Source organism: Peribacillus huizhouensis, from assembly GCF_014138605.1.
GTDB classification, from domain to species: Bacteria; Bacillota; Bacilli; order Bacillales; family DSM-1321; genus Peribacillus; species Peribacillus huizhouensis.
In genome coordinates this window covers 1-24195 of the sequence record NZ_JACJHX010000027.1, presented here as the reverse complement: position 1 = coordinate 24195, position 24195 = coordinate 1, and the positions used below count along the sequence as shown (strand labels likewise).

Below are 24195 nucleotides of genomic sequence, written 5' to 3'. Positions count from 1 at the left end.
CACGTTTCGTGAAGCTGTCTAATGTATAAATAGTTTGTAAGAAAGAGACTATTTCCTATTTAAAGGAGGTAGTCTTTTTTTGTTGCTGAAATTTGCATATCAAGATTTTATAGATGACCGTAAATTTAAGAATACAACTAAAGTTAATATTCAGAATTACAAAGTTCTTTTAGGTGGATTTATTGATTATTGTCATGAAAATAAAATCTTGAATGTAGAAGAAATCGAAAGTCGTCACGTTAAAAGATATTTAATGTATTGTCAAAGTCAAGGTAATTCCGCAAATACCATAAATACTAAATTACATCGTATTAGGGCTTTCTTAAATTATATGGTAGAAGAAGGCATGGCAAGGCAAATGTTGCAAGTAAAGTTAAGCGTCAAAAAATAGATGTTAAAATCAATGTCTTTAGTGATGAACAAATTCAGCAAATGTTAGGTTACTATCGAGGTCTTAGAAGGAGGGAACAAAGTTATTTCGCGTATCGGGGTTATATGTTAATAATAACATTCCTTGGCACTGGACTAAGAAGAACTGAAATTATCAACTTAAAATGGTCTGATGTAGATTTAGGTAACTTAACTATGTCAGTGTATGGAAAAAATAGGAAGTAAGAGATTGTATTTTTAACCGAAAAACTTGCTAAAGAAATTTCGGCATACTACCTATTTTGTAAAAGGCGTTTTGAAAAGATAAGTGATTACGTTTTTGTAAATAGAGATAATACCCAATTGACGCAAAACTCTATTATGTTGGTATTTCAAAACTTACTGGTATTCAGTTTGTTATAGGTTGCGGAGGAACTGAAAGGAGAAATCAACATACTTGTTTCAAGAAATGATATGTATCGAGTCGCTTTTTTATTAACTGATTCAGAAGTAGCGAAAGAGTTAAGAACACAAGTAATAAATTTACGGGACGCGGTTTAACGCCGTTGTCCTTTTAATAGCCTCCTTTCGGTAGAGTGTATATTAATTTTGTAAAGAACGTTAGTAAGGGAATTGTTCCGTGAGACGGTGGGTTGGTTGGTCTTTGTTATGAAAATAATTCCATAAGTATTATAATAAAGTCTAAGACAAAGAGGGGGAATATAGATGAAGAAACAATACGAAGTAACTTTCCATTTAATCAACGGTGAAATCGGACATTTAGTCGAAGAAACCTCTCTTATACGGGCTAGAAACAAAATTAACAATCATTTCGAAGATGATAATAGCCCCGTTTTGGCGATAACTGATGACTTAGTTATTGTTAAGGCAAACGTACAATATTTCGTAGTTAAGGAATATGAAGGGTGCTTAGAATGAAAAATGGACGTTATCCGAATTGGATAGCGTCTCTTTTTTTATTGGACTGATTCTTTAAAGGTGACTGATATAATAAGATATAAAGTAATTGAACAAACGGGTTCAGGTTTTTAAGTAAGAAGTTGCAATAGGTATCACCTACTGTGAAATAAAATCAGAGGATTTAAACCAATTAGTAGAAAAAACTAATAAAGATTGTTTATGCTTGGGAGGGTATAAATGATAGACTTTTTAAATGAGATTCGTAGACCAATAAAAATATCGTTATCAAGGAAGTTTTTATATTCGACTTTAATATTTATCGCGGGGGTTATTTTAGGGGTAATTTCCAAGGTGCTTGATACAACCCCAAGTAATTATTTACCCTATTTTCTTGAAATGTTAGATTTAAGGAACTTTTTTTCTCGCATGGGAGTTTGGATTTTCCTTGCGGTAGTTATATCTGTGTATAGCAAATCACCTGTTAGGTCTGCCATAAATGTTTTTATGTTTTTTGTAGGCATGGTAGGTAGCTATTATCTATATACTGTTATGATAGCTGGTTTTTTTCCTAAATCATATATGATGATTTGGATTGTCATGACTGTTATTTCGCCATTTACGGCTTTTGTATGTTGGTATGCAAAAGGGAAAGGCATAATTGCTACTTCCATTTCATCAATAATATTTATGTTTATTTCAAGACAGGTTTTTGCAGTTGGGTTTTGGTATTTTGATATAAGAAATAACTTAGAAATGTTACTTTGGATAGCAACAATTTTTGTTTTATATCAGTCTCCTAAACAAATAATCAAGGTGATTACAATAGGTTTGATTATTTTCTTTCTTACCGCTGAAATCAATTTGTTCTGGGGGATGTTGTAGGTTTATATCTACACTTTTTCTTCTTATATCAAAGATTGTGAATGGTTATATTTAAGGCAACCGGGGCTTACGTTGAAAAAAAACAAATTTTACGGATTATGAGAAATCGAAATCAACACAAGATCGTTTCCATAATATTGTTTCCAATGATAAGGGAAATGTACCATGTTGACGTTGAATGAATATGAAACCCCTTTTATTGGTGTAAAGCTTAACTAACGTACCGCCGAAGATACGGATACAAAAAGCCTTCTATTGAATTGTGGAAGGAATCGAAACTAGTAGGGAACGCTAAATAGGCTTTCTCTATTTGTTTTGACAAGAAAAACGAGTGTTGTTAGTATACTGCTTATTTTACGACAACTACTTTATACTTGAAATATAAATATACACTTAGGAAGTAGTGCTTATACTTCTAACTATATATACATAGCAGTTTTACACTTATCAGCTTATGTCAGTTCTTAACAACTGAAGCAGTTGTTGCTGACAAGCCAGAACCTGCTGGTGCAATGCCAGCAATGCCTGATGTGGGTGGAATGGGCTGCATGATGTAATCATGTCCTCCAGCCCTTGGTATATAAGGGTTTTTGTAAGATGAGATGTTAAAATGGAGATTTAATAACGGGGGCTTCTCTTAAGTTGAGTAAACTTTTGGGAAGCTCCTTTTTTCAATTCTTGTGTGATATAGTATGAATTTTGTCCTTATTCAAGGAGAAAGTGAACAAAAAAGACCAATTTTCATGATTTTAATACTAATGGCGTTATTCTTCTAGTTCGAGTTATGTTCAAAGATCTACTAATTCTAAATAGGGTTGTTAATGTATGGCCCCTTTACCGCAAGGCGCATTACCTGTGTTGCCATATATTTTGGCGTGTACGGCGTGTCCTCCTCTAACCACCATACAATCACCCCCAGAAAAGCAGCAGCGTAGTACCTCACAGCGATTTCCCGTGGTACTGTAAGCATCTGATCATCCGGCTGCACATTATTCATTCCTTTCGAAATAAAATCAATGATGACATCCATGAGACTGGAAGTGAAGTGGGGCATGTTTTTTTCGGTCAGAAAAACTTTATATAATCTACTATTTTGCGAAATTTGTTCAAAAAGTTGAATAAAAATTCCATGAGGTTTATCACTTGAAAAGTCAAATTCTCCATCAAATGATAAGTTAATCCTCCCGGTTAAGTCATTTAATATTTCTTCTGAACTTTGATATAAAAGATCAAGTTTGTCACGATAATGTAGGTAGAAGGTGGCGCGATTTAAAGTTGCGCGACTTGTAATATCTTGAACTGTGATTTTCTCATATCCTCGCTCGTGAATTAATTCAACTAGTGCGTCTCTTAACATGTGACGCGTTCTTACAACTCGTGGGTCCATTTTTTTCGACATTTTTAATCTCCTTGTATTACTTTTTCTAATTTATCAACACATCTTAACCAACTGTCGATTAAACAACTAATCTAAGAATCGTGTTTATTGTTATTTTTAAGATGACTGTTATAATAATTTTATCAACACAATGTTGATAAAGCAACTTGTTGTTTATGTATTCACGATATCGTAATCATTCAGATATTTTTATTACATTAAATTTTGTAGGGAATAGATTTTGGGTCGTAACCGGTAAAGTAGCGATTATTACAGAAGGTGCATCTGGATGGATCCATTATAAATATTTCATCGATGACTAGAATAGTTGTTACAGGAGCAACGAATGCTTAACATGCATCAAGAGGGTCAGAACGAATTTATACAAATACGTTCACTGTATATGAGGGGGAATAAAACATGGAACTAAAAAATAAGGTTGCCGTTATTACTGGAGCAGGAAGTGGAATAGGACGAGCTAGCAGCATTAAATTGGCATCTATGGGTGCGATAGTCGTTTTGGTTGATTTCAATAAAGAAACAGGGGAAGAAACATTAAAACTTGTTATAGAACAAGGTGGAGAAGGAATTTTCATTCAAGCAGATGTATCGCAGAGAGAAGATGTTCAAAACTATGTAAATAAAGCTGTTGAAGCGTATGGACGTATCGATGTATTTTTTAACAATGCGGGTATAATCCAAAAGTTCGCTCCTTTCACCTCGGTTGAAGAATCAGAATTTGACCGTATTATGTCGGTTAATGTGAAAGGAATATTCCTTGGATTGAAATATGTATTGAAAGTGATGGACGAACAAGGATTTGGTTCCATTATAAACACTGCTTCAACTGCTGGAATTCGCGCAGAGCATAGCGTAGCTGTATACTCTGCAAGCAAACATGCAGTTATAGGTTTAACCAAAGGTGCTGCATTAGAATATGCAAAAAAAGGAATTCGAATTAACGCACTATGTCCAGGGGGAGTGCAAACAGCATTAACAGCTAGTGTTACTGAGCAGTTTGAAAAAGGCGGTTACGTCCCGGAAGAAATACCGAATATGCGAATTGGCCGTTATGCTGCTCCTGAAGAACTTGCGGATATGGTCGCTTATTTAGCATCAGAAAAAGCGAGTTATATGAATGGTTCAATTGTTGTTGTCGATGGGGGCTTAACTTTATAAATAATTGTTTACTCAAAGATTTAGAGATAGTTTATATAAAGCAGGGTTCATTTATTTATAAACGTTTTATCTTTTTAAAAAGATTAGAGTAAGTTCCAATACAGTAAGCACAAGGAAAATGAGTCCTAAACTTGTATTTTTTCTGAAGTGATAAGGTAAATAGATGTACGGACGAAGTGCGCTCCATAAATTACCGATTCAAATAAGTTTATGACATTATACCTTTGTGGTGTCGGCCGTACAGATAAGGATTGGAAGAAATGTTAAATTTTTATTTAATTAAAAAATGAAAGGGTGTTTATATATGGGACGTTTAAACGGCAAAGTGGCGATCATTACTGGAGCTGCGATGGGGATGGGTGCTTCCGAAGCAAAACTATTCGCAAAAGAAGGAGCTAAGGTGATTGCGACAGATGTTCAATTAGAACCCTTGAATCAAGTCGTCAAGGACATTAATGAAAATGGCGGCGAGGCTGTAGCGATTAAACATAATGTTACATCTGAAGAGGAATGGAAATTTGTTATCGAAGAAGCAGTGAAATTATACGGAAAAGTCGATGTCCTTGTTAATAATGCAGGCGTTTCATCACCAAAAACTATTGCAAACATGGAAATGGATGAATGGAATAAAATTTTGGATATTAACTTAAATGGATGCGTAATCGGAATGAAATATGTTATCTCTGAAATGAAAAAAGCAGGCGGAGGTTCAATCATCAATATTTCTTCAATCGGTGGCCTTGTCGGTATGGCTGGTACAAGTCCATATACAGCAGCAAAAGGTGCACTGCGTGTCTTATCAAAATCAGCAGCTGTTGAATATGGAAAGGATAAAATCCGCGTCAATTCTTTACACCCAGGTATCGTTGTCACACCGATGACAGAACCATCGATGAAAGACGCGCTCCCTTTCTATAAAACATATACACAGCTTCCATACTTTGGTGAACCAGAAGATATTGCCTATGGTGCACTTTTCTTGGCCTCAGATGAATCTCGATTTATGACAGGATCTGAATTAGTAATTGACGGCGGCTGGACTGCTCTTTAATCCCTATTCAGGGGTGACGGTTTTTTTAGGAAATCTTGAAGTTAATTTCAATGAGTAAGAAAGAAGTATCTGTTGAAATGGTATTATGAATGACAAAAATCACTTAAAATATAATCATGTTTAGATAAGTGAAAAAGTTTATTCCGCTAAACAAGCTAATAGTTTGTCAATATTTTTCAATAAAAATATCATCTTTACTATAAATGCACTTGCCAAATAACTTTAATTTTTCACTTAAGCACCATTATTGTTAGACGCGACTAACAATAGTGGTGCATTTTGCTGTGAATAATTAACATCATTAAAGATATTACACACTCTCATCTTACGAGCGGCATGATGTAATATCGCAAAAATTTTTAGGTAAACACCACTACATCAATATGTCTGGGATCACTACTCAAGCCATGTGGAGTGCGTAGCACAGCTTGTTTTTAATAGGTAAAACTATCACAAAACCGTGCCATTCATAATAAACTCGTTATAAAAAACAAGCTGTGAGTAGATATACAATCACAGCTTGTCTCCTTGTTTGATTTAAGCTTGGATACTAAATAACTTAGACATTTTAAACATGAAGTCTTCATAATCTATGGCTTGGATGAGTTCATTTGTGTTTTTCCATTCAGATAATACATTGATGACTCCTTCGAAAAATGGGCTAAATAGTTCTCTGTTTTGATTATTTATCGAGATCATGGCGATAATTTGAACCTTTTCTTTTCCCCATTTTACAGGGCGGTCTAGAATAATCATGCAAATTCCTGTTTTTATTGCATCCATTCCCATTGAATGTGGGACGGCTACATTGTTATTGAATGCTGTAGAGGACATTTTTTCTCGTTCGAGAATGGATTGTCCGTATTCTTTGGATACGTATCCTTTTTCATAGAGTAGGTTTGACATGTATTCAATATATTGTTCATCGTTATCTAAATAGACATTTTTCATGAAAAGGTCTTTATTAAAGTATAAATCAAGATATTTTTTTACTTTGCTCATTTCTTTTTGTCTTTTTAACTTGGTTACTTGGTTTTGAATGTATTCATGGTCTTCTTCGGTTAAATATGGATGAACAATGACTGAAGGGACTTCTTTGTTTTTAATTGGTAATGTACTAATAAATAAATCAACTTTTTGATGTATTTTCACTTCACTTATTTCAGTGCATACTTGAATGATTTCGATTGATTCTTGGTATTTCTTTTCTAATTTTTGAACAAGCGTTAACTGCATATCATAGTAGTTCGGGCAAAGGATCACACATAGGATTTTCTTTTCTAGTTCTTTTTTTCTTTCAAAAAAGGAACCAATATGAAAAGCGATAAATGAGATCTCATCTTCTTTAATATGAATCTTTTCGAGGATTTGCAGTTGATTGGAGACGAAAACAGCCAGTTCATAAATAAGCGGATATGAGTCTTTTATTTTATGTGTTAAGGGGTTTTTCGTCATTTTTTCATTTTTCACTCTAAAAATTAAGTTTCTTATATGAAGTGTGAATTTAACAAAGAATTCATCATCAGAAATATCAATAAAATATTGTTCATATACTTTTTCTAATAGCCTTTTTGTTAGGTTAACATAGTGTTCATTTACATATTGATAAAGTGAGCTAGGTGTTAAGGTTTGATAATTCAATAATGTTGTTTTACTAGATAGGAGTAGGATAAAGTCATATTTCTCCGATTCATTAAAGTGGATATTATAGGTTCCTTCTAAAAATGAAGCAATTTTGTTAGCTGCTTGCGTTTCTAAGTTACTTTTTACTTTATGAAGATCTGCGGAATGCATGACCGAGTTGTTATTTTTAATTCGGTCGACTGTAATAATAAGATGAAGCAGGATGTTATTCATTATATAATCATTTACATATAGATTGTACTTTTCAAGAATCGATATGATTTTGGATTTTATCCATGAAACATCGTATTCAGAGAATGAATCTTGGACTGTTTTAATACTTAGAAATTCACTTGATGTTTCTTGAGATATAATATAACTCATTAGTTTCCGCTTGTATCGCTCTTCTCCTATTAATAGAAGTGTATCCTTTTTATGGCGGATTTTTAATTGATACGTTTCAATTAGTTTATTTGCATGAACAATGTCGTTTTCTATAGAAGATATACTTAAAAATAGTCTGTCACTTAAATCGAAAATATTAATGCCTTCAGAAGAGAGAATGAGCTCTTTTAGGATAATGTTTAGTCTTTTCGTTGGAGATGCTGTATCTTCATCCATTTTATTATTTGCTCTTTCAACAAGGTGATAGCCTTGAGGAGAAGAGTAAATGACCGTTTGATTTTGATTTATTTCATTCACATATTTCCTGATGGTTCTAGTAGAAACTTTAAAATAACTCGCTAGGCTCTTTGCTGTGCACCAATCATTCTGTGATTCTAAATAATGAATAAACGTTTCTTTTCGATCATTTTTCATGGTTGAACTCCTAGAACTACATATTTTTTCTCAACTTTATTATATAAAAATGAAAATGTACAATCGAGTCAAAAAGGTTCCTATGGTTAGGAACCTTTTTTGGTTGGTTCTGTTTGGTAAAGGTGAAATACTTTGAATTAAGTAAAGAGAAAGAAGGCTAATTATGAGGGAATTATTATTGAAATATGGATTAGTTGTCTTAAGTACGGTTATGACTGCATTTGGAATTACCTTGATAGTATTAGCTGAGTTGGGGGTGGATCCTATTAGTACCTTTTTATTAGGAGGTGTAAATTATTTTCCGATACGATTTGGAACAGGCAGTCAGATATTCAGTTGTGCATTTTTACTGTTGAACTTCCTCATTGATCGAAAGTATTTTGGTATAGGAAGTTTACTATTTAGTATTGGCTGTGGATATTGTATTAATCAATTCCTTGCTATAGATCTTTTGAATGTATTTTTTATAAATTCTGTACCGAATATAGTAATTGTTTTAGTGGGTATTATGTTTTATGGAATAGGAACGGGAGTCTTTTTATATACGAAGACGGGAACTGGCCCTTTAGAAGGGCTCATGTTCTTCTTTTCAAAAAAGTTCAAAGTATCGATTAAAGTAACAAGAATGAGCATTGATGGTTTTTTAGTGTTAACAGGTATTGGATTAGGAGGCATTTATGGATTAGGAACAATCCTTTGTATTTGTTTCACTGGTCCAGTCATAGAGTTATCTTTAAAGACTTTGAATAATTTCGTAGAACTTAAGAGAAAAAAATTAGATGGGCTTATTGTTCAAAAAGGATAGGAATCGAACTTTTGGTTCCTGAGGTTAGGAACTTTTCTTGTTGGTTCGAAAAAATATAACGTGTAATACTGTGGATGTAAACGGTAACAAAAATTATTTTGGGAGGATTACAAATGACAAAAGTTCTTTTAATATGTGGCGCAGGTGCTTCTAGTGGATTTATGGCAAATGCAATTCGTAAGGCAGGAAAAAAACGAGGATTAGAAATGTCGGTACAGGCGAGAAGTGAATCTCAATTATCTGAATACTTAACTGAAATTGATGTATTGCTTATCGGACCACATTTGAAATATATGGAGGATGAAATATTAGAAAAAGTAAGTCCTTATTCAATTAAGGTAGCTGTTATTCCACAAATGATTTACGGTACTTTAGATGGGAATAAGGCATGTGATCTTATAACAAAATTAATTGAAGCAGGTGAATAAGACGATGATGGATAAAGTTATGACATTTATGAATGATTCGTTTTCTCCGAAGGTTAATAAAATCACAAAGAATCCATGGGTTTCATCGATACAAGATGCAGTAATGACCGTATTACCATTGATTCTTGTGGGATCACTGATTACAATTGTTAGTTTATTAAAAGGGTTGCTCCCTTGGCTGCCGGATTTTTCATTAATTAATACATTTACATTCGGCCTTTTAGGATTATTTGTTGCCTTTCTTGTTCCATATTTCATTATGGAAAAAAAGAAACTAGATAACAAAAAGTTGATTGCTGGAGCAACCAGCTTGGCATTATATTTATTTTTACTATCACCCGTTATGATCGATGGTGGAAAAATTCAATTTATCCTTGATCGTTTTGGTGCATCGGGTATGTTCTTATCTTTAGTTGTTGGGTTATTTGTTGGATTTGTCCTTGTTCAGTTTTCAAAGTATTCCTTTTTCTCAAAGGATTCCAACATTCCAGATTTTATTGTTGTTTGGTTTGATACATTAATTCCAATTACATTAGTAATGCTAGCGGGATGGATCATCGGTGTTCAGGCGAAAATCGATTTCTTTGATGTAATTCTAGCAATCTTCAAGCCATTATCAAGTATTGTGCAAAGCTATCCTGGATTTGTTTTATCTGTATTTATTCCAGCGTTCTTATATACATTTGGAATAAGTGGTTGGGTCATGATGCCAGTTATTTATCCAGTGTATTTATCAGGTCTAGCAGAAAATGCTCAAATAGCTGCTTCTGGGGGAGAGCCAACAAACATTGCCGTTATGGAAACACTTTATGCATTTACAAGTATGGGTGGAATTGGAACCACTTTACCACTAGTCATTATGATGTTATTCCTAGGTAAATCCATGCGTATGAAATCAATTGGTCGTGCCACAGTTGTTCCATCTATTTTCAATATTAATGAACCACTAATGTTCGGAGCACCAATTGTATTTAACCCATTCTTAATGATTCCGATGTGGATTACTGCTATTGTTATTCCAAGTATTACCTACTGGGTATTGAAAATGGGATTAGTAGCGATACCAACAAAAACATTCATGCTTTGGTATATCCCAATGCCAATTTCATCTTATTTAGCAACACAAGATTGGAAAGCAATCATTCTAGCAATTGTATTATTTGTGGTAGCATTCATGATTTTCTTCCCATTCTTTAAAGCCTATGATATTCAAGAACAAAAAAGAGAATTGGAAATGGGTGACGAAGAATAAAGGCTGTCTTCAATCTACGGGGGCTTTAATCTTCCATAGATTTAAGATGGACATATGAAATATTCATTTTGAAATAAAGAGTAAAAAGGAGATTGTTTACAATGATAGATAGAGAAGAACAATTAGAGGCTTTAAATTTAATATCCATGCAAATGATTTTACATGCAGGAGATGCACGTAATGATGTCATGGAAGCATTAAAATGCTGTGAAGAAGAAATGTATGATCGTGCAGAGGGATTATTAGAAAAAGCAAACAAGGATATTGTTGCATCACATAAACTTCAAACTGAAACAGTTCAAAGAGAGGCACGTGGGGAAGAATCAATCTTTTCATTATTGTTTGCACATGCCCAAGATACATTAATGACTGTAAAAAGTGAATATGAAATTGCAAAACGTTTAGTAAAGATTTTTAGAAAAATGGATGAAAAAATCAACCGTCTGGAGGCTTAATTATGTCTAGTACATTTCCTAAAGACTTCCTCTGGGGAGGAGCTGTAGCTGCAAATCAATGTGAAGGTGCCTTTAACGTTGGCGGTAAAGGCATGAGTTTAGCAGATGTTCATCTTTATCATTCAGATCAGGACATTATTAGTCATGATTCAGATATGACTTTAGCACAAGTAAAAGCAGCAATTGAAGATAAAGTTGGATATTACCCAAAAAGACATGGAATTAACTTCTACCATACATTTAAAGAGGATTTAAAATTACTTGCTGAAATGGGATTTAAAACATTCCGTACTTCTATAGATTGGTCAAGAATCTTTCCGAATGGTGATGAACTCGCTCCAAATGAAGAAGGTCTTGCATTCTATGACAGATTAATTGATGAAATTAGAAGTCATGGTATGGAACCAATTATTACAATGTTACATTATGAAACACCATTGAATATTACGTTGAAATATGGTGGTTGGAATAATCGAAAAGTCGTAGATTTCTTCGCACGCTACGGGGAAACATTATTAAATCACTTTAAAGGTAGAGTAAAGTATTGGATTGTCATCAATCAGATCAATTTAATGTATCACGAATCCTTTAACTCAGTTGCAATCTGTGCAGATACAGTAGATAACTTAGATGAGGCAAAATACCAAGCGATTCATAATCAGATGGTAGCAACTGCTCTTATCGCTAAAAAAGCACGTGAAATTAGTCCTGACTTCCATATGGGAACTATGCTAGCCGATTGTACGGCATATCCAGAAAGCTGTCATCCGGATGATATTGTATTAGCGATGAAGCGAAACCGTCTACAATATTATTTTACAGACGTTCAATTCCGTGGTAGCTATCCAGGTTATATGAACCGTTTCTTTGTTGAAAATAATATTGATATTAAGTCTCAAGAAGAAGATGCTGCAATATTAAAAGAAAATACACTAGATTTCCTAGCAATCTCCTATTATTATTCATCAATGGTATCTGCTAAACAGAATGGCATGAATCCGATTGATCTAAGTAAAAATCCTCATTTAAAAGCAAATCCATGGGGTTGGGCTGTAGACCCAAAAGGGTTATATAATGCGCTATGTCAATACTTTGATCGTTATCAAGTACCAATTATGATTGCTGAAAACGGATTTGGTATGTATGACAAGCTTGAAGATGGACAAGTACATGATGATTATCGTATTTCCTATCTCTCTGACCATATTGCGCAAGTAAAAGAAGCGATAAAAGATGGTGTAGATATTTTTGCTTATTGTGCATGGGGACCGATTGATATTGTAAGCTGCTCATCCGCTGAAATGGAAAAACGCTATGGTTTTATCTATGTAGATATCGATAATGAAGGAAAGGGAACCAAACAAAGGATTAAGAAGGATAGTTTTAATTGGTATAAAAAAGTCATTGAATCAAATGGAGAAATCCTATAATGGCGATAAGTTGAACAATAGAAACGAAATAAGTAGAGGTTGTCCAATAATATGTAAAATCAGACTATCTATTCAGAAGTGGAATGATTTGAGACAGCCTCTTTTTTTAATAAGAAAAGTAAATAAAAATTGCATAGCAAAATAGGAGGAATTCAAGTTGAAAAAAAATCCAGATCATTTTCCTGAGAATTTTTTATGGGGTGGTGCAATAGCAGCGAATCAGGCTGAGGGAGCGTACATTGAAGGTGGAAAAGGACTCTGTGCGGCAGATATTAATAGATTTACTGATAAAGTAAATATAAAGAATAAAGGAAATTATGAAGTAACAACAGAAGATATTGAATTTGCGATTCAAGATCAAGAAGGAATCTATCCAAAACGTACGGCGATTGACTTCTATCACACATATAAAGAAGATTTAAATATGCTTGCAGAAACAGGGATGAATACATTCCGTACATCCATCAACTGGGCGAGAATTTTCCCTATGGGTGATGAATCTGAGCCGAATGAAGAAGGTCTGAAATTCTATGATAATCTAATTGATGAAATTAGAAATAATGGAATGGAGCCATTAATTACTGTCTCTCATTATGAAATGCCCCTACATCTAGCTACGGAATATAATGGTTGGTATAATCGAAAAACCATCGAATTCTTCGTGCGTTACTGTGAAGTTTTATTTAATCGTTATAAAGACAAAGTGAAGTATTGGATTCTTGTTAACCAGATTAACTTAATTACCTTTGAATCATTTAATCATTTAGGAATTCCTGCAGACCGGGTAGAAAATCTGCTAGAAGCTAAATATCAAGGTGCTCACAATGAGTTAATCGCATGCGCACGAGCTACTAAAATTGCAAAAGAAATCAATCCCGGTATGCAAATTGGAATGATGTTATTTGATGCTATTTCTCACCCAGCCACATGTAAGCCAGAGGATGTACTAGCAACTGTAAAACGCAATCAAATGGAATACTACTTCTCAGATATTTTAATGCGAGGGAAATATCCAAATTATGCATACCGATTTTTCGAAGAAAATAATATTAACATTGAATTCGGTGAACATGATGAGGAGGATATTAAACAAACTGCAGACTTCTTTAGTTTTTCTTATTATTATACTCGAATCACTGATGCGGAAAGTGCAAAGGAAGTAAACTCTGCTTACTTAAATCCTCAGCTACAAGCAAGTGACTGGGGTTGGTCAATTGATCCAATCGGATTACGTACAGCATTAAATGTATACTATGATCGTTATCAAAAGCCAATTATGATTACTGAAAATGGCATTGGCGCCTATGACAAAGTAGATGAATACGGGGAAATTCATGATCTGTATCGGATAGACTTCTTAAAGCGTCATATTGAGCAAATTAGAGAAGCTATTAAAGATGGTGTGGAGGTAATCGGATACTATCCATGGGGACCCATTGACATTGTCAGCTGTTCATCATCAGAAATGTCAAAACGCTATGGCTTTATCTACGTTGATAAAGATGACTATGGAAATGGAACACTAGAAAGAAAAAGAAAAGATAGCTTTTATTGGTATCAAAAAGTTGTAAAATCAAACGGAAGAGAATTGTGAGAAACTAATAGGGCTTAGAGGAATTAATCTTATAGGTCTGTCTTTTTTCAATGATCCATTTTCAATTATTATCTTATAAGAACGTTCAAAAGTCTTGAGGTATGGAATGCCAGTAAAACCACAAACCATGCGGAAATCAGAGTTTCCCTCAACTTGGAGATGGACACTTGTGGCCATGACTTCCGCATAGGAAATGGAGATGCGGGGACCAACTAAGGTCCCTGCTTTTTTTTGTGCATTCAACTATTGGGTAAGTTCCTTGAATAAGCAGTCATACCCTAAGTCTATTAAAATTCCCAATAACTCTACTTTTTGACCGAATTGCAGGGGTTTTTTTAAAGCAAAGGAACTCTTTGATGAACTCATTTCAAAAAAACCAATAAAAGAAGATTTGGTCTTTACCTATGGTGACTATTGCTTACCAAATATTATTATTGATGAGGGGAAAGTAAGTGGTTTTATAGATCGGGGAAGAGCAGGAGTTTCCAATAGATATCAAATTTTAGCTTTGGCAATTAGAAGTATTGCCTATAATTTTGGCAAGGAGCATATTCCTTTTTTTCTTAATTAGTATGGTGTTAAAGAATTAGACGAGTCAAAAATCTTTTACTATCAACTCATGGATGAGTTTTTTTATTTAGTTAAATGACTGAAGGGCCATTTTGGAAGCGGTCCATTTTCACAAATTAGTCATGGCTTTTTGAGAGTACAGTAAATGACTGCTTCATCTCTTTGGCTGGAATCACTATTCAAGTCATATTGAAAAATGCTAACATTTTACTAACGCAATCTTATGAAAAACGGTAAATTCCGGTTAAAGATGTTACACCTCAGATTTCTCAAGCCATTGATTTACCGCACTTTTTGCACCCATCGTTAAAGATATTACACACTTTCACCTTACGGGCGACATGATGTAATAAACATCATAAAGCCTTGATATATATAGGTTTATAGGTTGAAGTGTGACAAATGCTCATTTCAAAAACTAAAGCTTATTTTATTAGAGGAGGTCTTTCATCAGTTTCCTGAACTGGTGGGAGGCCTTTTCTTCTATATTGGCGGTCATACGAGCATAGACATTCATTGTAGTATTAATAAAAAAATAGCACCGTAATAGTTGCTTTTCAGGGATAAATCTATTTTTTCATTTAGACTAATCAAGGTACTTTGCAATTTCATGAGCGGCAGTGATAATACGATCGGTTAATGCTATCATTTTTTTCCTTTGTAAATCGAAAATTTGGACCTCAAACACTGATAAAAGCAATCAGGTTATTTCGCTGATCAAAAATAGGAGCTGAAATGCCGTTTTCATTTTCATCCAGTTCGCCAACGGAGATACCAATTCCCCGTTTTCGTACCATTTCAATTTCTCCACGTAATGACTTACGGTCTGTAATGGTGAATGGTGTAAGTTTTTCAAGCGGTTGTCCCAATAGAATGTCTAATTCTTAAATACAGAAGAAATGTTAAAAGAGCTGTCAGGTGGATTCGGTGTTCATTTCGCTATCGACTGCTCTGGCCCACACAAGAGCGACCGAAAGTGCCTGGAAAGGAACAAGAAAAGGGGGAACCGTTGTTGTAGTTGGAGCTTTCAACCATGCTATGGCACTCAATCTGCCAGCAGGAGGCTGCCACCGCGTCGGTAAAATTTTAAAGGGCAGTTTTTATGGAGATACCCAGCCTTATCGCGACTTCCCTATCATTGCCCAGCTTTATTTTGATGGCAAATTTATGCTCGATGAACTCGTACTTGATCGCATCCAGCTACATGATATCAATAAAGCATTCGATAGTTTCCATGACTGCAATTGCATCAACGTTGGCAGAACAGTAGTGGAGTTATTATAAGAAAACAGACCGTCTGAGGCCAGGCGGTCTGTTCTTTTATGTGCGCTCGGCATGGGTGTAATCTTTAGGGTGAAAGTCCCGAAGTAGCAGTTAGCTTAACGCAAAGGTGTCCATGGTGACATGGAATCTGAAGGAAGCGAGCGGCAAACTTCCGGTCTGAGGAGAACGAACTTCATATGAGGCTAGGTATCATTGGATGAGTTTGCATGACAAAACAAAGTCCTTTCTGACGAAGATGATACAGAGTAAATGAAGCAGATAGATGGAGCACTTTTACCCGGGGAGATCTAACTGAAACCCAAATATACTCGATAACCGATCTAGTAATAGATAGATGAACAGTTAGAAGTCAGGAGAAGCCATAGTATCGTGAATGGGAAGGGCTGAACCATGAAGGAGTGTGGAATAAACTCGAATTTCACTTGTTCGTTGAAGCAGACAATCCGTAGATGGACTTACTTAGTGGAAGAAATGCTGGAAACACTAAGAGGGCTGAGATTCAAAATGTTAAGGAGAGACAGAAAAGTATAACGGATAGTGAGGTACAAAATCATTCCCCGTTAGACTTCGTGGAACCGCCGTATTCGGATCCGTATGAACGGTGGTGGGAGAGGTCGGGGGGGAGTCACCCCCTCCTACTCGATTCATCTTGTTTTAATGTATCTCGTTCTGCCATTAATTTTGTCATAATTTCTTCGATGAAAATAAAGAATACGGTTCGAGTTTTTTCATACGGCAGCTTTTTTTCATTTTGAGCAGATTGGGTTAAGTAAAAGATATTATCTGCTTTTAAAGCAGATGAATTGTCATACTCCTCCAAAATCAACAATGTTTCAGCCCCTCTGGACTTTACTTCATTAAAAAGGTTTTCAAAAGAGGCGAATTTACCGGTTACTGAAAAAACAATTAAAAGCGTTTTTTCATCAACCAAATGTTTCGCATGATCTTCACCTTGGGATACTAAAATATTTTTTTCGGAAACAACAGCAAGCTTATACGCAAAGTATTCTACACAAATAAATGAGGGACCTAAGCCGTATAGAACGATTCTGTCGTACTTTTTATAAAGAGTTAAAAACTCATCCACTAATGTTGGGTCAAAATTGTCAATAAAGTGTTTTAATCTTTCAAGCTCACTTGAAATTTGTTTGTCTTCATGAATGATTGGCTGTCCCCCAAAAAAATGCTTGTATTGTTTAAAACTTTCAAACCCAAGTTTTCTTACCAGTTTTGATACTTTCGAAGGAGACACATTACAGTAATCAGCGGCCTCTAATATTTTAAGATGATCATTATCTTTTATGATTTCAGAAAGTGTGTTATGAACCGTAAGCTCTAGGTTATTTAATTTATTTATATTAATATTTATTGTCTTTCCCTTCTTTCTCATATGTACTTTATGAAATTATATCATTGTGGAAAATTTTCCACAATATAAATATTTTTTAAAAATAATAGAAAATTTTCTTAAGAATCCGTTTACATTTGGAGTGATTTATAGTAAATTTACGTTGTAAATAATAAAAGCGATTTAAGAAGAGGGTTGAACATGAATACTCAAAAAATCGATATAAAAGATTTCTCAATGGATTTTTTTAGCTTAAAAGGAAAAGTAGCCATTATCACTGGAGGAAATTCAGGATTGGGGCAAGGTTTTGCCTTAGCACTGGCAAAAGCGGGGGCAAACATATTTGCAGTCAGCATCGCTGATGATAATGGTGAAACGAAAAACATGATTGAAGCAGAAGGCGTTCGATACCATTTGATGATTGCAGACGTTACTCAAGAGGGTACTTGTAAAGAAATTGCAGAAGAATGTATCGATGTATTCGGAAAAATAGATATTCTTATGAATAATGCAGGCATTTGTATCAATGAACCAGATGTGACGAAGTTTACTCGTCTTCAATGGGATAAAATGGTCGCGATCAATTTAACGGCAGGTTTTGAATTATCTCATGAAGTGGCCAAGTACATGATTCCACAAAAAAGCGGGAAAATCATTAATACTTGTTCCTTGTTTTCCTACCTTGGAGGTCAATGGTCACCAGCATATGCTGCAACGAAACACGGTTTAGCAGGATTTACAAAAGCCTATTGTGATGAATTAGCTCAATTCAATATTCAAGTTAACGGTATTGCACCTGGATATTTTGCTACAGCGGTTACGACAGAGACAAGAGCGAACCCTGAAGCGAACCAACGGATTTTAGATCATATTCCAGCAAATAGATGGGGCAATATCTTAGATTTAATGGGTGCGGTTGTATTTTTAGCTTCAGACGCTTCCAATTATGTAAATGGTACGATCGTAAATGTTGACGGCGGTTACTTAGTACGATAGCGGAATAGAAAAATGGATATAGAAGGAGAAATGTAGCGATGACAAATGAACAAATAGTAAACGAAGAAACTGCAATGGTGAAGGAGCAGTTATTAAAAGAGTTAGAGACGATTATTTCAGTAGAACAAATTAATACAGATTATGAAGCACTGTATGATGCATCATCAGATCGTTATAATAAATATGCAAAAGCAAAAAAGGTCCTTGACGTTCCAATGCCAATGGCTATTGTATACCCACATTCTACAGAGGAAGTTCAGGCACTTTTGAATTTCTGTAATAAGCACAAAATCAATGTAATTCCTCGGAGTGGAAGAACAGCTACTGAAGGCGGACTTGAAAATTGGAAAGAAATCGCGTTGGTTATTGATGGGTCAAGAATGAATCAAATCATTAAAATCGATCCTTATAATATGCAAGCAACTGTCCAGGCGGGCGTAAAATTGCAAACGTTGGAAGATGAGCTGCGTAAAATCGGTTACACTACCGGTCACTCTCCTCAGTCAAAACCAGTCGCGCAATATGGTGGATTATTGGCAACAAGAAGTATTGGACAATTTTCAACCTTATACGGTGCGATTGAAGACATGGTTGTAGGATTAGAATGCGTATTCCCGAACGGGCATGTTTCCAGAATTAAAAATGTTCCGAGAAGAGCTGGCGGCCCAGATATCAGACATATTGTCATCGGTAACGAAGGGACACTATGTTACATTACAGAAGTTACGATTAAAATTTTTAAATACTATCCTGAAAACAACGTGTTCCATGGTTATTTAATCAAAGATATTGATACAGGTATTAAAGTGTTAAGAGAAGTAATTGCGAACGGCTTTAGACCATCTGTCGCTCGTGTCTATTCTGAAGAAGATGCAAGACAACATTTTTCTCATTTCTATAAAGATAAATGTGTTTTGATTTTTATGACTGAAGGACCAATAGGTATTGTCAAGGCAACAAATGAAGCGATTGAAGAAGCTGTTACTAAGTTCCAGGAAGGAATCGTTGAAAAAGTAGAAGACCAATTAATCGAAAATTGGTTCAACAACTTGAACTGGACGCAGGCACACATTGATCGTGAAATCCAAAATATGATTGATCACTCTAAACATGATGGATTCACAACGGAAGTATCCGCCGATTGGGAAAACATTACAAAGATTTATCACAATGTCATGAAACGAGTTAAAGAAGAGTTTGACAGATTTGAAGATATCACCATGCTTGGCGGCCACTCATCCCATAGCTATCTAAATGGTACAAACATGTACTTTGTATACAACTACAATATTAATTGTGCGCCGGAAGATGAAATGAGAATTTACCATCATCCGATCCAAACTATTATTGTTGAAGAAACATTAAAACTTGGCGGTTCCATGTGTCATCACCATGGTATTGGAAAATACCGCAGCGAGTGGACACTTGAAGAGCACGGTTCTGCTTACTATATGCTGGAAAAACTAAAAGAAGCATTTGACCCGAATGGCATCATGAATTTCGGTACCATCTTCCCTCAAGAAGAAGGCTTAAAATATATTAAAGGTTAATATTAGGTGATGATATGAGCGGGTATGTAATGGGGATTGATAATGGCTCGCAAAGTACAAAAGTAGCCATTTATGATTTTGAAGGAAATGAAGTTGCATTTGGAACTTTTCAATTAAAAGAAACGCTATCCCCGGAACCAGGTGTCGTCATCCATTCCGATGATGATTTATGGGACAGTGTGTATGGGGCCATGAGAAACTGTCTGGCTGATTTTACTGGCAATCTTCAAGAGATTGCAGGAATTGGCCTTTGTACAATTCGATGCTGTCGTGTGTTGTTAAAGGAAGATGGCCATCTAGCTTATCCGGTGATAAGCTGGATGGACTCTAGACTTAACAAACCATATGTACATTCTGATGACCAAGTAAAATATGTAACATCTACTTCTGGTTATCTTGGCTTTCGACTGACGGGGGAATTTAAGGACTCAGCTTCTAATTATGAAGTTCACTGGCCTTTGGACCGCGAAACGTTAAATTGGTCCCGAGACGATAAAGTATTTAATGCTTATGGACTGACAAGGGATATGGTTTTTGAACTTGTCAAACCAGGAGAAAAGCTGGGGACTCTGCGGCCAGAACTGTCTGATGAGTTTGGTTTGAATCAAAATATACCAGTAGTAGCAACAGCCAATGATAAAGCGGTAGAGGCTATGGGCTCAGGGATGAAGGACGAGCGGACCATCATGGTTTCTCTTGGAACATTTATTTCGTCTATGTTGTTAAGAAATGAATATAAGGAAAATGCGCTTAATTTTTTCCCAACGCTTGCATGTATTCCATTTAAATATGTGTATGAATCCAATGGAATACGACGTGGTATGTGGACCGTGAGTTGGTTTAAGAAGCTTATTGGTGAAGAACTCGTCACAGAAGCTAGGAAGCTTGCTATATCGGAAGAGGAATACTTGAATAGGAAAGCACAGAATGTTCCCGAGGGCAGTGACGGTCTGATTACCATCCTGGATTGGCTATCGACACCTTCTGAGCCGTATCGAAAAGGGATCATGATCGGTTTTGATCAGCGCCATACAAAATACCATATCTACCGCTCCATTTTGGAAGCGATTGCTTTTAATATTAAGAACAATATTGATGATATGTTAGCGGAAATAGATGTAACGTTAAATGATTTAGTCGTCATAGGCGGAGGCTCCAAAAGTGATGTAATGATGCAAATCATTGCCGATCTTTTTGGAATGCCAGTTCACAGACGTGAAGGCAGTAGCAGCGCGTGTCTAGGAGCGGCTATATGTGTCTGCCAGCATCTATCCATTTATAAAGACTTCTACGAAGCTGCCAATAAAATGGTTAAAACACAAAAAACGTTTTTACCAAATCAAAAAAATCACATACTCTACAATACCATTAATGATACAGTCGTTAAAAATGTAAGAAAACATACAGATGAGATTTTAAAACTTACTTATCCAATTTTCAAATGAAATTTGCCAAATTAAAATCACCAAGAAGCCGGAGCGTCCTAATGTTGAAGGTTGTTCCGGCGACTAAATAAAAGGTAATATCCGATTTCTTTAAAAATTTAAAAAAAGGGGAAATATTGGATGAAAAATTTGAGACATAGCGTTTTTTGGCCACCGTTTTTATTATTGATTGCTGCAGCTATATTTAGCTTTACGAACAAAGAAGGTTTTATAAAAATGACAACGGTTTCAAATGACTGGCTGCTTGCGAATGTCGGGTGGGTATTTAGCTTAGGCGGCTTGGTTATGCTGGTAACAGTAGTATGGGTCTATTTTTCGCCACTTGGGAAAGTAAAAATTGGCGGCAAAAATGCAAAACCCATGCTTAAATTGTCAAATTGGCTTGCGATTACTCTTTGTACGACGATTGCATCAGGTGTAACTTTTTGGGGAATTGTTGAGCCGATCTACCATGTAACGGCTCCGCCTGAGTCTCTGGGGATTGAACCAAATAGCCCTGCGGCTGCCATTTTTTCAATGTCAACGATGTATCTTCACTGGACAGTTACACCATATGCTATCTATTGTGTACCTGCACTTATGTTCGCTTTTGCTTATTATAATATGCGTAAACCGTTCAGTTTAAGTTCAACGTTAGCACCGCTTTTTGGCGACAAAGTATTTGGCGGCTGGGGAAAAACGATTGATTCCTTATGTTTATATACATTGGCACTTGGAATGGCCGCCGCAATGGGAACCAGTATTTTGAACTTAGCAGGTGGAGTTAAACAGCTATCAGGTATAGCTAGTACCCCGACACTTTGGGCCATTATCTCTGTCGTGGTCATGGTTACGTTTATTATTTCTGCTTCTACTGGTTTAATGAAGGGAATTAGAATTTTATCGGATATCAATATGAAGGTTTATATTGTGATTGTCCTATTCATGTTCATTGCTGGACCGGCAGCTTATATTGTTAATCTTGGAACTGAATCCTTTGGCTACTTTCTAAGCCATTTCTTTGAAAAAAGTTTATTTACCGGAGCCGCCGCCGGAGATCAGTGGCCGCAATGGTGGACGGTGTTTTATTGGGCTAACTGGTTTGCATGGGCTGCGATTACAGCATTGTTCCTTGGAAGAATCTCATATGGTTATTCCGTAAGAGCTTTTATTACGGTTAACTTTGTGTTTCCGTCAGTCTTTGGTGCCTTATGGATGACAATCTTTGGCGGTACTGCGATCCACAAGCAAATGACCGAAGGAACCCTGGGGGATATTTTGACGAATCAAGGACCTGAATCCGTTTTATATGCGGTTTTATCCGATGTACCTTTGTCCAGTCTAGTCATTCCTTTTTATTTATTTGTTGTATTCATCTCCTTTGTAACAGCATCCGACTCCAATATTTCGGCAATGGGCGGTATCAGTTCAACTGGAGTGACGCCTGAAAGCCCGGAATCACCAATGCTCATTAAAGTGGTTTGGGGAGTTGCTATTGGTGCTATTTCTTGGATCATGATCAGCTTCGCCAAAATTGATGGAATCAAAATGCTTTCCAATCTAGGAGGCATACCTGCACTCATACTGGGGCTATTAACAGTCTTTGCCTTAATTAAAGTCTCTACAGCCCCGGAAAAGTATGATGTGGCGAGCAGGGACGAGCTCAACGAAGGCCAGGAAACAGAAGAATTGAAAAAGGTGTTGTAACTTATAGAACATTTGAATATGAAATGGGGCTCTTTAGGGGAGCCTCATTTTTGTTACTATTCGCTTAGTGAAGATTATTGTTTTTTTGTCCTCGACTTGTTAATAAACTATTTCAGGTTAAAATATGACTGCAAAATGTTGATTTATAGCCGTTTTTTGTAACAGATTTTCTTCTATTATTTATGAAAATGAACGGGCGGCATGATGTAATAAACCGCTTCACCCCTTGATATATAAGGGTTTTATGTAAGGTATGAGTGGAATGTTAACATTTTGCTGACATAGAAGATTTTAACGGAGGCTTCTCATAAGTTAAGCAAACTTATGGGAAGCCTCTTTTTTCATTTTTTGTGTTACAATGAAGATATAATTTTTTTGATTCTGAACAAAACAAAGAATTAGTCACTTAGCGTCATAATCAATTAATCTCAGTCATTAACTGTTGAAAAGTTGATGTTACCGTAAAAAACGGTTGGATGACACTGTTAAATAACATTCAAAATGGTTATCGATAGAAAGTATTATTGTTGAAGCTTTTTCTTCTAGGTAATTGAAGGGGGCGTGGGGCGGAAAAAATGTACACTGTTTTTACATATTTTGTTTCCCTTTTTGTCATTGTGATATCAGTATTTATTACACTTTTTATCAAGAATGAACTAGAGCAAATGTTTCGAGAAAAAAATAATATGGTCCCTTTTCATATATGTAATGTGCTTATTACCTTAATGGTTTCTTTTGCGGCACATGCTGTAATGACTATTTATATCATTGGGAATGAATTCGATTGGATACTGCAATTTGTAATCCTCATGATCATTATCTTACCAATTTATATTTTAGGGCACTTTGCATTTGAAAAATATAAATTAGTTTATCGAAAATATATAACCGCTGAGAGCGGGAAAGTTATTGTACTTAACGAAAAGTACTTAAAAAAGAAAAAATGGCCTTCAAAATTCAAAAATTATAATGCCATTTCTAAGGGGAAATAAATCAAGGGAATATAAAAATAGGCTCTTTTCGTAAAGATTGTTGTTTTAGCAAGAAACCAATTCGAACAGATGTTGATCTTCGTTACAGGTGCGAGACTCCTGCGGGAAAAGCGTGTTGAGGGAGACCCCGCAAGTGCA

The 24195-nt window shown here is 35.5% G+C and carries 22 protein-coding genes and 1 pseudogene; 19 read left to right on the top strand and 4 right to left on the bottom strand.

All coding sequences use genetic code 11. The features are described 5' to 3' along the window. Positions 1–79 precede the first annotated feature (79 nt). From HNP81_RS21860 to HNP81_RS21845, 4 genes are all read left to right on the top strand, one after another. Positions 80–391: a phage integrase SAM-like domain-containing protein gene (locus HNP81_RS21860; protein ID WP_182504004.1), complete on the top strand. Its 312-nt coding sequence runs from the start codon at positions 80–82 to the stop codon at positions 389–391. Between the two features lie 41 nt (positions 392–432). Then, positions 433–615: a tyrosine-type recombinase/integrase gene (locus HNP81_RS24795; protein ID WP_182504003.1), complete on the top strand. Its 183-nt coding sequence runs from the start codon at positions 433–435 to the stop codon at positions 613–615. A 480-nt stretch (positions 616–1095) separates the two neighbouring features. Continuing rightward, on the top strand, positions 1096–1308 hold the full coding sequence (locus HNP81_RS21850; RefSeq protein ID WP_028390630.1) for a hypothetical protein: 213 nt from the start codon (positions 1096–1098) through the stop codon (positions 1306–1308). A gap of 219 nt (positions 1309–1527) precedes the next feature. Beyond that, complete coding sequence (locus HNP81_RS21845) at positions 1528–2172, top strand: hypothetical protein (protein ID WP_028390629.1); 645 nt, start codon at positions 1528–1530, stop codon at positions 2170–2172. Positions 2173–2977: 805 nt separating this feature from the next. On the opposite strand, the gene HNP81_RS21840 is transcribed toward HNP81_RS21845, so the two are convergent. Then, positions 2978–3571, bottom strand: coding sequence for a TetR/AcrR family transcriptional regulator (locus tag HNP81_RS21840; protein ID WP_028394147.1), 594 nt, complete (start codon positions 3569–3571; stop codon positions 2978–2980). 399 nt (positions 3572–3970) lie between these two features. Between HNP81_RS21840 and HNP81_RS21835 the strand changes: the two genes are divergently transcribed. Further along, positions 3971–4729 carry an SDR family NAD(P)-dependent oxidoreductase gene (locus HNP81_RS21835; protein ID WP_028394146.1) on the top strand — a complete coding sequence of 253 codons (759 nt, stop codon included), beginning with the start codon at positions 3971–3973 and terminating at the stop codon, positions 4727–4729. A 304-nt stretch (positions 4730–5033) separates the two neighbouring features. After that, positions 5034–5780 (top strand): SDR family NAD(P)-dependent oxidoreductase, encoded by a 747-nt coding sequence (locus HNP81_RS21830; protein ID WP_028394145.1) that lies wholly within the window; start codon positions 5034–5036, stop codon positions 5778–5780. A gap of 537 nt (positions 5781–6317) precedes the next feature. On the opposite strand, the gene HNP81_RS21825 is transcribed toward HNP81_RS21830, so the two are convergent. After that, complete coding sequence (locus HNP81_RS21825; RefSeq protein ID WP_182504002.1) at positions 6318–8222, bottom strand: BglG family transcription antiterminator; 1905 nt, start codon at positions 8220–8222, stop codon at positions 6318–6320. A gap of 163 nt (positions 8223–8385) precedes the next feature. Between HNP81_RS21825 and HNP81_RS21820 the strand changes: the two genes are divergently transcribed. The 7 genes and pseudogenes from HNP81_RS21820 to HNP81_RS24790 form a co-directional block, all read left to right on the top strand. Then, entirely contained in the window at positions 8386–9027 is a 642-nt protein-coding gene (locus HNP81_RS21820) for a YczE/YyaS/YitT family protein (protein ID WP_246399536.1), read from the top strand. 113 nt (positions 9028–9140) lie between these two features. Beyond that, positions 9141–9455, top strand: coding sequence for a PTS sugar transporter subunit IIB (locus tag HNP81_RS21815; RefSeq protein WP_182504001.1), 315 nt, complete (start codon positions 9141–9143; stop codon positions 9453–9455). A gap of 4 nt (positions 9456–9459) precedes the next feature. After that, positions 9460–10707: a PTS sugar transporter subunit IIC gene (locus HNP81_RS21810; protein WP_220478683.1), complete on the top strand. Its 1248-nt coding sequence runs from the start codon at positions 9460–9462 to the stop codon at positions 10705–10707. A gap of 101 nt (positions 10708–10808) precedes the next feature. Then, positions 10809–11162: a PTS lactose/cellobiose transporter subunit IIA gene (locus HNP81_RS21805; protein ID WP_182504000.1), complete on the top strand. Its 354-nt coding sequence runs from the start codon at positions 10809–10811 to the stop codon at positions 11160–11162. A 2-nt stretch (positions 11163–11164) separates the two neighbouring features. Continuing rightward, complete coding sequence (locus tag HNP81_RS21800; RefSeq protein ID WP_182503999.1) at positions 11165–12592, top strand: glycoside hydrolase family 1 protein; 1428 nt, start codon at positions 11165–11167, stop codon at positions 12590–12592. A 157-nt stretch (positions 12593–12749) separates the two neighbouring features. Next, entirely contained in the window at positions 12750–14186 is a 1437-nt protein-coding gene (locus tag HNP81_RS21795; RefSeq protein WP_182503998.1) for a glycoside hydrolase family 1 protein, read from the top strand. Positions 14187–14541: 355 nt separating this feature from the next. Beyond that, a pseudogene (locus HNP81_RS24790) lies at positions 14542–14757 on the top strand (phosphotransferase); the annotation flags it as partial. Positions 14758–15436: 679 nt separating this feature from the next. Here the strand turns inward: HNP81_RS24790 and HNP81_RS21785 are convergent. After that, positions 15437–15625, bottom strand: a complete 189-nt coding sequence (locus tag HNP81_RS21785; RefSeq protein WP_182503997.1) for an IclR family transcriptional regulator domain-containing protein — start codon at positions 15623–15625, stop codon at positions 15437–15439. A gap of 58 nt (positions 15626–15683) precedes the next feature. On the opposite strand from HNP81_RS21785, the gene HNP81_RS21780 reads away from it, so the two are divergent. Next, on the top strand, positions 15684–16040 hold the full coding sequence (locus HNP81_RS21780; RefSeq protein WP_246399534.1) for an MDR/zinc-dependent alcohol dehydrogenase-like family protein: 357 nt from the start codon (positions 15684–15686) through the stop codon (positions 16038–16040). Between the two features lie 625 nt (positions 16041–16665). Here HNP81_RS21780 and HNP81_RS21775 read toward each other — a convergent pair. Next, positions 16666–17430, bottom strand: coding sequence for a MurR/RpiR family transcriptional regulator (locus HNP81_RS21775; protein ID WP_051405171.1), 765 nt, complete (start codon positions 17428–17430; stop codon positions 16666–16668). Positions 17431–17604: 174 nt separating this feature from the next. Between HNP81_RS21775 and HNP81_RS21770 the strand changes: the two genes are divergently transcribed. The 5 genes from HNP81_RS21770 to HNP81_RS21750 all read left to right on the top strand — a co-directional run bounded on the left by HNP81_RS21770 (position 17605) and on the right by HNP81_RS21750 (position 24057). Next, positions 17605–18384 carry an SDR family NAD(P)-dependent oxidoreductase gene (locus HNP81_RS21770; protein WP_268745223.1) on the top strand — a complete coding sequence of 260 codons (780 nt, stop codon included), beginning with the start codon at positions 17605–17607 and terminating at the stop codon, positions 18382–18384. Positions 18385–18422: 38 nt separating this feature from the next. After that, positions 18423–19934: an FAD-binding oxidoreductase gene (locus HNP81_RS21765; protein WP_051405170.1), complete on the top strand. Its 1512-nt coding sequence runs from the start codon at positions 18423–18425 to the stop codon at positions 19932–19934. Positions 19935–19948: 14 nt separating this feature from the next. Further along, positions 19949–21379: an FGGY-family carbohydrate kinase gene (locus HNP81_RS21760; protein ID WP_182503996.1), complete on the top strand. Its 1431-nt coding sequence runs from the start codon at positions 19949–19951 to the stop codon at positions 21377–21379. A gap of 120 nt (positions 21380–21499) precedes the next feature. Then, positions 21500–23065, top strand: coding sequence for a BCCT family transporter (locus tag HNP81_RS21755; protein WP_028394137.1), 1566 nt, complete (start codon positions 21500–21502; stop codon positions 23063–23065). Positions 23066–23640: 575 nt separating this feature from the next. Then, positions 23641–24057: a hypothetical protein gene (locus HNP81_RS21750; protein ID WP_182503995.1), complete on the top strand. Its 417-nt coding sequence runs from the start codon at positions 23641–23643 to the stop codon at positions 24055–24057. The last annotated feature ends 138 nt before the right edge of the window (positions 24058–24195 follow it).